9 protein-coding genes and 3 rRNA genes are annotated in these 14,271 nt (G+C 49.6%); 4 read left to right on the forward strand and 8 right to left on the reverse strand.

Annotated features, from left to right (window positions below; all coding sequences use genetic code 11):
• The first annotated feature begins 128 nt into the window (after positions 1 to 128).
• The gene (locus EL645_RS11980; RefSeq protein WP_126550280.1) at positions 129 to 428 is read left to right on the forward strand and encodes an antibiotic biosynthesis monooxygenase family protein; all 300 of its coding nucleotides are present in this window, start codon (positions 129 to 131) and stop codon (positions 426 to 428) included.
• Positions 429 to 804: 376 nt separating this feature from the next.
• Positions 805 to 921: ribosomal RNA gene (gene rrf, locus EL645_RS11985) — 5S ribosomal RNA — on the forward strand.
• A gap of 312 nt (positions 922 to 1,233) precedes the next feature.
• On the opposite strand, the gene EL645_RS11990 is transcribed toward rrf, so the two are convergent.
• The 3 genes from EL645_RS11990 to EL645_RS12000 form a co-directional block, all read right to left on the reverse strand.
• Positions 1,234 to 4,193: ribosomal RNA gene (locus tag EL645_RS11990) — 23S ribosomal RNA — on the reverse strand.
• Between the two features lie 279 nt (positions 4,194 to 4,472).
• A 16S ribosomal RNA gene (locus EL645_RS11995) occupies positions 4,473 to 5,952 on the reverse strand.
• Positions 5,953 to 6,724: 772 nt separating this feature from the next.
• A complete protein-coding gene (locus EL645_RS12000) occupies positions 6,725 to 7,639 on the reverse strand; it encodes a DUF6612 family protein (protein ID WP_126550282.1) in 915 nt (304 codons plus the stop codon).
• Positions 7,640 to 7,876: 237 nt separating this feature from the next.
• On the opposite strand from EL645_RS12000, the gene EL645_RS12005 reads away from it, so the two are divergent.
• Both EL645_RS12005 and EL645_RS12010 read left to right on the forward strand, forming a co-directional pair.
• Positions 7,877 to 8,440, forward strand: a complete 564-nt coding sequence (locus tag EL645_RS12005; protein WP_126550283.1) for a GNAT family N-acetyltransferase — start codon at positions 7,877 to 7,879, stop codon at positions 8,438 to 8,440.
• 98 nt (positions 8,441 to 8,538) lie between these two features.
• Complete coding sequence (locus EL645_RS12010; RefSeq protein WP_161977321.1) at positions 8,539 to 10,167, forward strand: trypsin-like peptidase domain-containing protein; 1,629 nt, start codon at positions 8,539 to 8,541, stop codon at positions 10,165 to 10,167.
• Positions 10,168 to 10,264: 97 nt separating this feature from the next.
• Here the strand turns inward: EL645_RS12010 and curA are convergent, their stop codons facing one another.
• From curA to EL645_RS12035, 5 genes are all read right to left on the reverse strand, one after another.
• The gene (curA, locus tag EL645_RS12015) at positions 10,265 to 11,269 is read right to left on the reverse strand and encodes an NADPH-dependent curcumin/dihydrocurcumin reductase (RefSeq protein ID WP_126550286.1); all 1,005 of its coding nucleotides are present in this window, start codon (positions 11,267 to 11,269) and stop codon (positions 10,265 to 10,267) included.
• A 337-nt stretch (positions 11,270 to 11,606) separates the two neighbouring features.
• The gene (locus EL645_RS12020) at positions 11,607 to 12,233 is read right to left on the reverse strand and encodes a class I SAM-dependent methyltransferase (RefSeq protein ID WP_126550288.1); all 627 of its coding nucleotides are present in this window, start codon (positions 12,231 to 12,233) and stop codon (positions 11,607 to 11,609) included.
• A gap of 116 nt (positions 12,234 to 12,349) precedes the next feature.
• Positions 12,350 to 13,120, reverse strand: coding sequence for an enoyl-ACP reductase FabI (locus tag EL645_RS12025; RefSeq protein WP_126550290.1), 771 nt, complete (start codon positions 13,118 to 13,120; stop codon positions 12,350 to 12,352).
• Positions 13,121 to 13,289: 169 nt separating this feature from the next.
• Positions 13,290 to 13,643 carry a rhodanese-like domain-containing protein gene (locus EL645_RS12030; RefSeq protein ID WP_126550291.1) on the reverse strand — a complete coding sequence of 118 codons (354 nt, stop codon included), beginning with the start codon at positions 13,641 to 13,643 and terminating at the stop codon, positions 13,290 to 13,292.
• Positions 13,633 to 13,890 (reverse strand): hypothetical protein, encoded by a 258-nt coding sequence (locus tag EL645_RS12035; RefSeq protein ID WP_126550293.1) that lies wholly within the window; start codon positions 13,888 to 13,890, stop codon positions 13,633 to 13,635. Before EL645_RS12035 ends, EL645_RS12030 begins: the two co-directional genes overlap by 11 nt.
• Between the last annotated feature and the right edge of the window lie 381 nt (positions 13,891 to 14,271).

Consider the following 14,271-nt stretch of genomic DNA (forward strand, 5'->3'; position numbering starts at 1 on the left):
CGTATCAAGGCAACTATAACCACTCACTCCTTCGCCGATATTTATAACTATAAAGCGATATTCTGAAATAGCGATGAAATATTTTTAAGAAGGTTGTAAAGTTTTTCTGAAGTTTGTGAAGGAGATAGATGATGTTCATTGCAACTAACCGCCTGGAGCTGCCAGTCGAACAACAGCAAAAGATGATGATTGAGGCATTTCGTAAATCGGTACCTGCCCTACACCAATTCGAGGGCTTTCAGAGTTTCGAGATCCTGGTAAGTGAGGATAGAAGTCATATGCTGGCTATTTCGCATTGGGCTAACAGGGCGGCCTACGATGCTTATATCAAGAGCGACACCTTTCGTAAGCATCATGGCGGCTCCAGTAGTGAGGAGATGCAGCCCCACGCCAACATTACCTATTACTCAGGAGAACTCCTGAGCTAAGATTATAACAATGTGTCAGACTCCCATTGGCATGGGAAACGTGTCGCTCCTGTGCGGGCGTGCGCTGGCGCGCCCGAGCTTTTTCTCTTGTGTGGTGCAAAAAAGTGCGCTGGACGCACTTTTTTGCACCACACAAGTAGACTTCTTGAGCGCCAAAGGCGCTCAAACTCAGGCGTGAAAATCGCGATGATCATGAGGATCAGATACACTCTAAAAGCAAGTGGTTGAAACATGAAGGCCCGGCAAGATTCTGCCAGGCCTTCATGATAATGACTCTTTTTATAAATCAATCTAAATTGGTGCCATAAAGGTGTTGACAAAAGCGCAAAGACATTGTAATATAGCAAGTGTCAAGAACACCTGTATGTGCAGGCGAGCTGGTGACTGTAGAGAAGAGGGCACACCCGTTCCCATCCCGAACACGGAAGTTAAGCTCTTCATCCCCGATGATACTGCGTGGGCAACTGCGTGGGAAAATAGGAAGTCGCCGTCTCACCCGCCCACACGGGTGTTTTTTGTTGCTCATAACTTCAAGGTAGTCCGCTTCTCAATGCAGGGGACAAAGGGATGCTTCATTCACCCAGAGCGATAAACGATCTGGCCTCTCTCCATTGTCTCCCGCGATGGCTGCGTTTTACACAAATTCACAAACAAAAAAGACCTTACTCTTGATGAGTAAGATCTCTCTGATCTCAACACCTGCAATAGCATATATCCTCAATTTTGCCGAGCGCCAGATCAGCCATCGCTGAAGCAGCGGACTCGCATCCTCAGAATGCCACGATGAAGATACTCAACGAGTAGGTGAAACAAGCCGTACGATCATTAGGGCGACTTCGCTACACCTGTTACCAGGCGTCCACGTGTCGTCTATCTACCAGGTCGTCTTCCTGGGATCTTGATCCTACGAATAGGATGGGAGAACTCGTCTTGGGTGCGGCTTCGCGCTTAGATGCCTTCAGCGCTTATCCCTTCTCAACATAGCTATCCAGCTCTGGCCCGGGCAGGCCAACTGGCACACCAGCGGTTGAGCCATCTCGGTCCTCTCGTACTGGAGATGACGCCCCTCAATTCTCCTACGCCCACGACGGATAGAGACCGAACTGTCTCGCGACGTTCTGAACCCAGCTCGCGTGCCGCTTTCATGGGCGAACAGCCCAACCCTTGGGACCTACTCCAGCCCCAGGATGCGACGAGCCGACATCGAGGTGCCAAACCTTGCCGTCGATGTGAACTCTTGGGCAAGATAAGCCTGTTATCCCCGGGGTAGCTTTTATCCGTTGAGCCACACTCCTTCCACTCGGGAATGTGGGATCACTAAGCCCGACTTTCGTCCCTGCTCGACCTGTCCGTCTTGCAGTCAAGCTCCCTTCTGCCTTTGCACTCTTACGGGTGATGTCCATCCACCCTGAGGGAACCTTTGGGCGCCTCCGTTACTCTTTGGGAGGCGACCGCCCCAGTCAAACTACCCGCCTGATCCTGTCCACGTCCCGGCTCACGGTGACGTGTGAGAAACAAAACACAACGAGAGTGGTATTTCACTGCTGTCTCCCCTACCCCCACAAGGATAGGTTCTCCAACTCCCACCTATGCTACGCACGCTCTGCCTCGTTTCGAGGTCAAGGTGTAGTAAAGCTCCACGGGGTCTTTTTGTCCTGTCGTGGGTAACCCGTATCTTCACGGGTACTTCAATTTCGCCGAGTCCTCTGTCGAGACAGTGCTCAACTCGTTACTCCTTTCGTGCGGGTCGGAACTTACCCGACAAGGAATTTCGCTACCTTAGGACCGTTATAGTTACGGCCGCCGTTCACCGGGGCTTAGATTCGCAGCTACGATCACCGCTCCTCGTAACCTTCCGGCACTGGGCAGGAGTCAGCCCCTATACTTCCGCTTTCGCGTTCGCAGAGACCTGTGTTTTTGGTAAACAGTCGGTTGAGCCAATTTCTTGCAACCCCCTCACGCCATCCCGAAGGATATCGCTACTAGGGCACCCCTTCTTCCGAAGGTACGGGGTCAATTTGCCGAGTTCCTTAACAGAGGGTCGCTCGATCACCTGGGGAGAGTTCCCCCTGCCTACCTGTGTCGGTTTGCGGTACGGGCGGAGTATACTCTGGCGAGAGGCTTTTCTTGGCGGCCTAGGGCCGATGACTTCCGCGGACTGACGTCCGCTCGCTGCACGTGTCATGCACAGGAAACCGGGATTTGCCTCGGCTTCGCACTTCACCGCACAGACCCATCCTGTCCATTCGATGGGCTCACCTTCCTTACCGCGTCCCCCCATTGCTCATAACGAGCTACTCCGGTGCAGGAATCTCTGACCTGCTTGCCATCGCCTACGACTATGACGTCCTCGGCTTAGGACCCGACTTACCCTGGGACGATTGACGGTGCCCAGGAACCCTCAGGCATTCGGTGTGTCTGGTTATCACAGACATGACGCTACTCATTCCGGCATTCTCACTTCTGCACGCTCCACCAGTCCTTACGGTCTGGCTTCTCTGCCCGCAGAACGCTCCCCTACCAATCCATCTTGCGACGGATTCCATGGCTTCGGTACCTCGCTTGAGCCTCGATACGTTGTCGGTGCCACTACACTCGACCAGTGAGCTATTACGCACTCTTTAAATGGTGGCTGCTTCTAAGCCAACATCCTGGCTGTTTGGGCGTACTGACTCCCTTTGACACTAAGCGCGGATTTAGAGACCTTAGCCGATGGTCTGGGCTGTTTCCCTTTTGACGACGAAGCTTAGCCCCCGCCGTCTCACTTGCATGCATGCTGTCCTGGCATTCGAAGTTTGGTTGGGTTTGGTAACCTGCACGAGGCCCCTAGCCCATTCAGTGCTCTACCTCCAGGATAGTGTTTCATACAGCTGTACCTCAATACATTTCGGGGAGAACCAGCTATCTCCGTGTTCGATTGGAATTTCTCCCCTATCCACAAGTCATCCCCCAGTTTTGCAACACTGGTGGGTTCGAGCCTCGACGGACTGTCACATCCGCTTCACTCTGCTCATGGATAGCTCACACGGTTTCGGGTCGCATCGCCGCAACGTTCGCCCTCTTCAGACTCGGTTGCCCTGGGGCTCCCCAACTTTAGCGTTGGTTAACCAGGCTACGACGATGCACTCGCCGGATCATTCTACAAAAGGCACGCCATCAGCCCTTGGTTCCTCCTGGAACAGTGGCCTCTGACTGCTGGTGAGTACGTGGTTTCAGGGTCTCTTTCATCCCCCTCTCGGGGTGCTTTTCACCTTTCCCTCACGGTACTTGTTCGCTATCGGTCGCTGAAGATGTGTAGCCTTGGAGGGTGGTCCCCCCAGCTTCCCACAAGGTTTCACGTGCCTCGTGGTACTCAGGATACCGATCCACTCCTCTCGCTCGTCCTTTACGGGACTCTCACCCGCTCTGGTCACGCTTTCCAACGTGTTCAAGTAAGCAAAAGTTGTTTGTTATCGGTCCTACAACCCCAACCGTCCCAAGGGATGGTTGGTTTGGGCTGGTCCCGGTTCGCTCGCCACTACTACGGGAATCTCGGTTGATTTCTTTTCGTCGGGTTACTGAGATGTTTCAGTTCACCCACTGCCCCCGTCACTGCCTATGTGTTCAGCAGGCGGTCTCCAGACATCACTCTGGAGGAGTTGCCTCATTCGGAATCTCGGGGTTCATCGCTTGTATGCAGCTCCCCCCGAACGTTTCGCCGGTCTCCGCGTCCTTCTTCGGTCTTCAGCGCCAAGGCATCCACCTCGTACTCTGTGTAGCTTGTTCTCTTCGTTCAGATCTACATCATGTCTCTGGAATGCTTTGACTTTTTCTCTTGTTCTCGAAAAAATCGATCCTCTGCTTCAACTCTGGCTGACCTGTTATTCGCTCAGCAAAATTGAAGATATATGCTATTGAGTTGTTCATGTGCAAGGGGCCTTAACCCCTAAAGAGTGGAAACCAGTCCAACCATCTGGCGTGAACACGTACCGATTCCTGGTCGACCTGGAAGTGGGATGAAGTATAGACGTTCTTCTGTGAAGAACCTTCATCCAAGCTCCCTAGAAAGGAGGTGATCCAGCCGCACCTTCCGGTACGGCTACCTTGTTACGACTTCACCCCAATCACTGACCCCACCCTCGACGCTTGCCTCTCTTGCGAGTTAGCCCAGCGGCTTCAAGTGTTGCCAACTTTCGTGGTGTGACGGGCGGTGTGTACAAGACCCGGGAACGTATTCACCGTAGTGTGCTGACCTACGGTTACTAGCAACTCCAACTTCATGGAGGCGGGTTGCAGCCTCCAATCTGAACTGAGGCCAGGTTTGACGAGATTGGCTCCCCTCGCGGGTTCGCGACTCTTTGTCCTGACCATTGTAGCGTGTGTGTCGCCCAAAGCGTAAGGGCCGTGCTGACTTGACGTCATCCCCGCCTTCCTCCGTTTTAAAACGGCAGTTTCGCTAGAAAAATTCAACTAACGACAGGGGTTGCGCTCGTTGCGGGACTTAACCCAACATCTCACGACACGAGCTGACGACAGCCATGCAGCACCTGTGGATCCGCTCCGAAGAGACAGCCCGTTACGGCTGGTGCAAATCCATGTCAAGCCTTGGTAAGGTTCTTCGCGTTGCATCGAATTAAACCACACGCTCCGCTGCTTGTGCGGGTCCCCGTCAATTCCTTTGAGTTTTAATCTTGCGACCGTACTCCCCAGGCGGACCACTTAGTGTGTTAACTACGACACTGAAGGGGTCGATACCCCCAACGTCTAGTGGTCATCGTTTACGGCTAGGACTACCAGGGTATCTAATCCTGTTCGCTCCCCTAGCTTTCGCACCTGAGCGTCAGGTACTTCCCAGGACACTGCCTTCGCCATCGGTGTTCCTCCGGATATCTACGCATTTCACCACTCCACCCGGAATTCCGTGTCCCTCTGAAGCCCTCAAGTCAGACAGTTTCCATAGTCCTTCGTCGGTTGAGCCGACGACTGTCACTACAGACTTACCTGACCGCCTGCGTGCGCTTTACGCCCAATAAATCCGGACAACGCTTGCCCCCTACGTATTACCGCGGCTGCTGGCACGTAGTTAGCCGGGGCTGATTCCTCTGGTACCGTCCGTTCTCGTCCCAGAGAAAAGCAGTTTACGATCCGAAAACCTTCTTCCTGCACGCGGCGTTGCTCGTTCAGGGTTGCCCCCATTGACGAAAATTCCTCACTGCTGCCCCCCGTAGGAGTCTGGGCCGTTCTCAATCCCAGTGTGGCTGATCGTCCTCTCAGACCAGCTATCGATCGCAGTCTTGGTAGGCCATTACCCCACCAACCAACTAATCGAGCGCAGGCTCGTCCTCAGGCGCCCTTGCGGGCTTTGCTCGTTGCCGAGCCTATGCGGTATTGTCGGCGATTTCTCGCCGGTATTCCTCACCTAAGGGTAGATAACCCACGTGTTCCTCACCCGTCCGCCACTCCCTTATTGCTAAGGGCGTTCGACTTGCATGTGTTAGGCACGCCGCCAGCGTTTATCCTGAGCCAGGATCAAACTCGCCATCCAATTTTTATATCATAGTTACTCAGCGAGCAACTATTTATTGCATGTGAAGTTGCGATCATGGCCAATTTATAACATTGGCTATTCTTCGCAGATTATTGTGGTCACCATGGACACGTCCATGGGACCGAATTGACAGGAACTGGTTTGTGTATTCACTGAGTTCCAGTTGCTGTTCTGCTTTCCACTCTTCAGTTGTCAAGGTACCGTGCGAAACAGTTGTTTCGCGTTTCAACAAGCGTTCGTTGTTTTTTCGTTCGCTTGTCTCATGTGCTGTAGTATCGCATATCCGTTGTGCTTTGTCAAGCACTTTTCCGAGCAATTTTTTGCTCGGCTCTGAAAGTCATATTCCCGTTGGTCGCGGTAGCGACCATCCCAGAAACAGGGCGCAAAATGCCCTTCACACAACTATCTGTTGGGAATTTCAGGGGAGAATTGATCCTCCCAGAGGGGCCACTTTAACGTGGCACAACTGATGCAAAAGGACAGGTGCGCCCGCTCTACAAGAGATCAGGTGATTGTCGCTTTTTTGACAGCTCGATGATTATGCCATAGAGAATAAACATTGTCAAGCATTTCTAGACCAAAAGGATAAAGAATTAAAAAATTGCATTGAGGTGAGATCTAACCACCTCAAAAAATGGGGAACCTTATAAAAAAAGGGCGCGATACTCAAAGAAAGTATCGCGCCCTTTTTATGTAGAAGCTAGTGGCTATTATTGTAGATTCACTACCATCCGACTCACTTCAGACATACTTGATAAGCTGAGTCCAACTACTGGGACAGTCCGAAGACGGTTGCAGGATTGGTAGTTGGTGTTGCATTGGTAGGAACTTTAATCGTAACCGGCTGGTCAAACTTGCTCAGATCAACAACGGTCTTTACAGAGCTTTTGGCTGCTGCAGGAGCGCCATTTCCAGCTGCGCTGGTGTCTGCCAGAATATCCAATTGCAATTGTGTGCGATGAATATAAAATTTGTTTTCATCGATCCATACATCAACAACAGCATTGAACTGCTTGGCTGACTTTAAGATGGTATCGATATTTTGCTGACCCAATGAGCCCTTCAACTGAGGACTCTGAGTAAGTACCTGTTGGAGAGCATTCTTATCTAACGAAGCAGTCAGGTGACGCAGGCTGGAGCCAGCCAGGTTCTCATCTCCATGATCTACCAGTTTGACGTTCTGTACCAGGCCCAACAGGCTATTCTGATCAACAGTTACACCTGAGAACATATTGGTGTTTGAACCGGCAAGCTGCTGCTTATCCAGTACATACCATTTTCCCAGATTGTTCTGAATATATACTTTGCTACCACTTACTACCTCAGCAAGCTTTGTGGTCTGCTGGGCAGAGTTAACGGTCACAGCGAGTTGCTGCTGGTCGGCACCCTGCTCGTCTCCAGATCCAGTTGTTGAAACATTTAGATTTGTGGCAGATGGAGTTTTGCTATTAGTACTAGATTTGGCTTCAACGGCCTGGAGGCTTGTATCAGATTTTACTTCAATATGAGATGACTTCAATTTTTTCATAGCATCCGCACTCTTCTGCAATACTTGCTGAGGAGTGAGGTCACTGGGCTTGTTAGTGCTTCCAGTTCCTGTGGTTGTCTGGCTACATGCGCTTACCAATAAAGCGAGGGCAACCATGCAGAGGAACATGAAAGAAAATGTTTTTCCAGCTTTCATGATTAAGCTCCCTTTTGTATATTATTAGATAAATTTGAAAATTAGATTCGAGTCCTACTATTGAATACGCATCTCCACTATAGTAAAGTTTCTAAAAAGGGCAACTCTGTCAAAAACTCAGGAAAAACTAATATTATCTGTCCACAATAACCTGTAGCGTGATAACATAATGATAAACATCCACGTTCATTCTCTATATACTCCAATCACACCAGCATAGACCAAAGGACATATATTATGGCGGCAAAAAAAAGTTTTTACAAGAAGATCGATTCCACGACCGAGCTAAAATTAATTGCGGAAAGTGACGCCCAGGCTATCTTCCAATTGATAGATAACAATCGTCCATATTTGCGCCAATGGCTACCGTGGATCGATTATACCCAGTCTATAGCCGATGAACTGGCCTATATTCGCACGGTCACGGCCCAATATCAAGAGCATCAGAGTGTGGCTTGTGCCATCTACTATAAAGGTACTGTTGCGGGTACGATTAGTTATCACCCTATAGACTGGGCCAACCGTAAAGTGGAAATTGGTTACTGGCTGGGACCCCAATTCCAGGGCCACGGTCTTATGACAAAGGCGTGTAAGGCTCTGATTGACCATGCGTTTGATGATTTGAAGCTAAATAAGATCGAGATTCGTTGTGCTACTGGAAATGCTCGCAGTTGCGCGATACCCCAACGCCTCGGTTTCACCCATGAGGGTATCAGCCGACAGGCTGAATGGCTCTATGATCATTACGTGGACCTTCATCTTTATGGCCTGTTAGTCAGCGAGCGAAAAAAAATCGCGTAGTGCAACCCTGTTACACTCAAAACGTAATTTTGCTGTAGAGAGATAATGCGCCACCAAAACAAATGCGATCTCTAAATATAGGGATGGAATACAAGCATATGCATCAGAAAAATGTCTCGTTCATTAATAGTCGTCCCATGTACTATCTGCTGCTAGTAGTAGGGATACTATGTGCCTTTTGCGCTGGTAGTCAGCATGTATACGCGGATAGTATGCCTGGCGGAACTGTCTCCGATCCAACTGTCCGAGCGGTGGATATTGCACAGCCGGCCGTTGTGCGCATCATTACAGCCATCCCTGGACAATTATCGGTTCATTTTCCACCTTCAACAGATGTGACCTTTCCTCAACAGAATAATGGTACCTATGAAATAGATTTATCGGGTACAGGTACATTCATAACCTCGCAAGGTGATATCCTGACCGCCGACCATGTTGTCAGTCCTCCTAAAAATCAGGAACTGACCTCGGCTCTCTACTCCAAAGCTGCTCAGGATATTGCTACTTATATGAATACGAATCAGAAAGGTTCAAATCAGGTTACCAGTGATCAGGTCATACAACAACTGAGCAGCGGACAATTAAAATCTACGCCAACGTTTCGGTCTCCTAGTAGCTCTGTATTCTTGAGTACAGCTTATACAGGTCTGACTAACGCACCCGATTTTAAAAGCCTTCCAGCAGGTATCGGTGTAAATGTGGATCATATCGAGAAGGAGAGTCCTTCCGATCAGGAAGATACAGCCATTATTCATGTACCACTGACCGATACTCTGAGCGTTCCACTGGGAGATTCTACCAATGTGAACCCACAAGATAAACTGACGATTATTGGTTTTCCTGGTAACGCTGATGTTAGCAAGGCGCCAGATAGTTTATTGACTTCCTCGCTAAATCAAATTTATGTCAGCTCTCTAAAGGCCAGTGATAGCGGTGCCCCGTTGATCCAGGTCGGTGGCAATGTAGAACAGGGAGATAGTGGTGGCCCGGCGTTAGATAATCAGGGCAATATTGTTGGTATCGTTAGTTTTGGTACCGTCAATACTACTGGTGGTCAAAATGGTACAAGCTTTCTACAGGCCAGTAGCAGTGCTCAAAATATGCTCAAGGCCCTCAAACTGGATACAAAAGCTGGCAAGCAACAAACACAATGGAACCAGGCTTTTAATACCTATGCGGCTAATGCGAATGGACATTGGAGCCAATCTCAACAGGAATTTGCAACCCTGCAAAGTAGCTATCCAACCTTCAAAGCAATTCAGCCGTTTCAGAATTATGCTCAGCTACAGGCGAAGAATGAACATGGAGTGATACCAGCCAAACAGCCAACCACTGGTCCAGTTCATACTAGCACCAAAACAGCTGTGACCTGGCAGGCAATTGCTCTGACGGTGGGAGCGGTCCTGGTGCTGATCCTGCTGGTGGGACTGCTCTTTATGGCTGCGCTGCGTCAGCGTCCAAAGTCTGGACAGAAAAAAGTACGGGGAGCTCAGCCCCAACAGCAGTCTACAGCGACGGCTATTTCCTCTGCGGATAAAGGTCAACCAGATCCGGCCAGGGGTACAAGACCAGTTCCAGTGGTAACTCCTCCTAAGAATGGAGCACAGTCTTCAATACCCGTTGGACCAAATACCTTATCCCTTAAAGCCTGGCCCTGTGGCCATATGAATCGTCCCAACGCACGCTTTTGTAGTATCTGTGGAGAGCCTGCTCCCAGCGATATCTAACAGTAATACAAAAGAAACGGCAGGCTGCTAGAAAACTCTAACAGACCTGCCGTTTCTTTTGTGGCGTTTGCTGATCCTTTTTGTAGAGAATGGGTTATTATGCCAGTTTAACCAGCTGCTTACCCAGGTTCTCACCTTTCAGCATACCGATGAAAGCTCTGGGCGCATTGTCCAGACCCTCGGCTACGGTTTCGCGATATTTCAATTTGCCGCTGGCAACCAGTTGTCCTAGCTCCTGCATTGCCTGTGGGAAGAGCTCGGCATGCTCACCAACAATAAAGCCCTGTAGCTTTACGCGATTGATCAAGAGCGCGCCAAAGTTACGGACTGAATGTGGGGTGGTCTCATTATATTGCGAGACAAAGCCGCACAGTGGAATGCGTGCGTGAGCATTCAAACGGTCCAACACGGCCTCAAGAATTTCGCCGCCGACGTTCTCGAAATACACATCGATCCCATTCGGCGTAGCAGTTGTCAGATCCTCAACCAGATGTCCGGCTTTATAATCGACACAGGCATCAAAACCTAACTCGTTGACGACATAATCGCATTTTGCTTTGCCGCCAGCGATACCAACTACATGGCATCCGTGTGCCTTGGCCAGCTGACCCACCACGCTACCGACTGCACCCGAAGCTGCGGATACGACGACCGTTTCACCGGCCTTTGGTTGACCAATGCTGATCAGGCCAACCCAGGCCGTCAAGCCTGGCATACCCATCACACCCAGATAAGCCGATGCGGGAATCTGTGACGAAACAGAAACTTTATTCAAGCCTTTGCCGTCAGAGACACCATAGTTCTGCCAACCAAAGTAACCCAGTACAGTGTCATCAACCTGGAAGTTAGGATTTTTTGACTCCACCACCACACCCACGGTACCACCAACCATTACTTCATTGAGCTGTGAACTTGCGGCATAGGATTTTCCTTCATTCATGCGTCCGCGCATATAAGGATCGAGCGACAGGTATAAATTCTTTACCAGCACCTCCCCATCCTTTAAGGCGGGCACATCTGTCTCCACAATATTGAAATCGCTCTCCTGTACCCAACCATGGGGACGATTAGCGAGTAAGACCTGTTTGTTTTTGATTGTCATTCTATACGTTTCCTTTCGATGTTCACTATCGTTAGTGGCATTAAAATGTTCACTACCGCCAGTGCCATATACTCATAACACCACTAATACAAATATTATTTCATCCTTGGAGGATTAGTTCCACTAGACCTCGCCAGATCCTGTTATTTTGTTCGGTGGCTCTTCATGGAAGACGCTAAAGAAAATACAATCGGATAGAGCCATTCGTTATGTTTCACGTGAAACATCTGCGTGAAACATTCTGTGAAACGCCTCCTGAGAACCAATGGCGAATTTTAGCTGATTTTCGCTATTGGCCCTCAGTATTTTCAGTCTACAATATTGCGTGCCCGGTTATCTATACTCTGGCACGCAATATTATAGACTGAAAATGCCAGTACTGAGGCCGCACTGGAATGGCCTTAAAAGATACGAGATCAAAATATGGGGCGGTCGCCTGTCGCATAAAATCATCTGTATGATGAGAAAAGAAACGTGGGGGTTGATGCTGATCATCCTCATATATACCCTCCTCCTCAAAGCCACCATAGACTCCCAGGAAGAAAAGTCCACCTGGACGTAGGAGATCCCGCAACTTTTGAAAGACCAGCGGGAGATCTGAAGTTGGAACATGCAGCAAACAATTTAAGGCATAGATGGCATCAAAGGAGTGAGCCGGAAAATCCAGATTCAGAAAATCCATCACATGGGCATCCAGACCTTTCTCACGACACAGATCAACCATATCAGGAGAAAGGTCTGTGCTGACAACCCGCAGGCCATGTTCACGGAAAAATAGACTATCCACACCTGTACCTGCTCCGATCTCCAATAGAGAAACCTTTTTCTCTTGCTGCAAAAGTTCAAGAAAATGCTGGCGTTCCGTGATTTTCCATGGCGATTTCGCTTCTCGATTGCGCTGCTCCGCCTTCTCGCGATTGTACGACTGACGCAGGGTGGCAATAACTTGCTTATACTCACTCATCGCTGCTAACCTCACTCTTCTTTAAATAGTTCTACAATGCCAGCACAGGAGGGACCATTTAACAGCCATAAAAAAGTGGGTATCCATAATAGATACCCACCAGCGTTTTTTTAGGATTAGGCGCCCATGATATTGTAGCCAGCATCAACAAACATGATCTCACCTGTGATGGCACGGGATAGATCACTGCTCAAGAAGAGGGCGGTATCGCCAACTTCGCTCTGCTCGATATTGCGGCGCAGAGGTGAAACGTGGGCGACTTGCTCACGGAAACCAGTGAGACCAGATACGCCACGGGCGGCCAGTGTATTCAATGGACCTGCAGAGATGGCGTTGACGCGAATGTTATGCTCACCCATTTCATAAGCCAGGTAACGGACACTGCATTCCAGGGCAGCTTTAGCTACGGCCATGACATTGTATTTTGGCATCACACGCTCACTGGCCATATAGGTCAGGGCCAACACACTACCACCATGTTCTTTCATTAGAGGCTCGGCGCGCTTAGCCATCGCCACCAATGAGTAGGCGCTGATATCCAGGGCGGTATGAAAACCTTCGCGAGTCGTCTGTAAGAAAGGATTTTCCAGCTCGCTGGCTGGCGCAAAAGCTACACAATGGACCAGAATGTCCAGGCGGCCATTGAGTAATTCGCCGGCTTTCGCAAACGCACTATCCAGGTCAGCATCATTCTGCACATCACAAGGGATAACCTCGGTGCCAGGAATTTTGGCCGCCAGGTCACGGACATATTTTTCCATGCGCTCCTGATATGTCAGTACGAGTTGAGCACCTTCACGTGCCAGAGATTGTGCGATCGCCCAGGCGATAGAACGGTGGTTTGCAACGCCAAAAATAAGAGCCTTTTTACCTTCCAATAAGGGCATATCCGTTTCTCCTCTCAAAATACAATGGTTTATCTAACTATGTATCACTCTGAGTCTACGTACAAGAAAACGGTCTCCTCCAGTGAGAAGACCTGGTTAATGAAGTAACAATTTCTTATCTATAGAATTAGAGCGATATATCACTACTTCATATCCTTTATCAGCGCGCTTAGCGCTCTAGCGGATAACCACGATTGGCCCAGCCATTCATGCCGCGCGCCAGATTGTAGACTTTTTTGAACCCCAACAATGAAGCAATTTCTGAAGCCATTGCACTACGCTGACCTGCTGCACATACAAAAATAACCTCTTCATCCAGAGGTAAATTCTGCTCTTGCAACGCTTTTCCAAACGAATAAACACCCTGAATGGGAACCAGCGTCGCCTCGGCGATATGTCCATAGTTCCATTCATCTGGCATACGCACATCTACAATACGTACACCTGATTCAATCATGCGTTTTGCGTCATCGGTGCCAATAGTCGTATAAGGTAACACTTCATCATCATGATCATATGCCATTGCTAGCTTCTCCCGTTTCGTATTGCTCTAGCCAGAGACGGCCTAACAAGGTGGGGGTGATCAAGTATTCGTCACCACTAAAGGCCATCGTGATATACCCTTGATCTTCCATCTCGCGAAAATCGTCAGTCGTAAGGAAATAACTATGTAACATACGTGAAACGTCGCTCTCTGGCAATTGTTTCCAGGTCATTAACACGCGCATAATGGCAGCATATTTGGGCCTGCTATCATCAACGGCTCGCATATACTTACCTCTTTCCATCCTACATATGCTGTTCGCTTTAATGTCTCATCACAGTGTAACAAATTCGCTAGCAGACAGCAAGTGGAGGCATTGCAATGCAAAGCTTTCCAGATATTTCATCCCACTCGAACATGCCACAAGAACAACGATACCCGTAGGTGCGACCCTCAGCGGTCGCTTGCCCCACTAGGGGGCCCGGTATCCTCACACGCGGTCGCTTTATCGCCGACACATCCCTCTACGCGGTGCCTAAAAGCATAGTCGGTGTTTGGGCACCGCATGGGCCGAGGAACCAGAGACAAGCGACCGCGTGGTAAGGATACCGGGTCGCCCTACCGGAGCGACAATCGGGTACAAGATCCGAACCTATGAGTATCGTAT

Origin of the sequence: Dictyobacter kobayashii, assembly GCF_003967555.1 — a bacterium.
GTDB lineage: Bacteria > Chloroflexota > Ktedonobacteria > Ktedonobacterales > Ktedonobacteraceae > Dictyobacter > Dictyobacter kobayashii.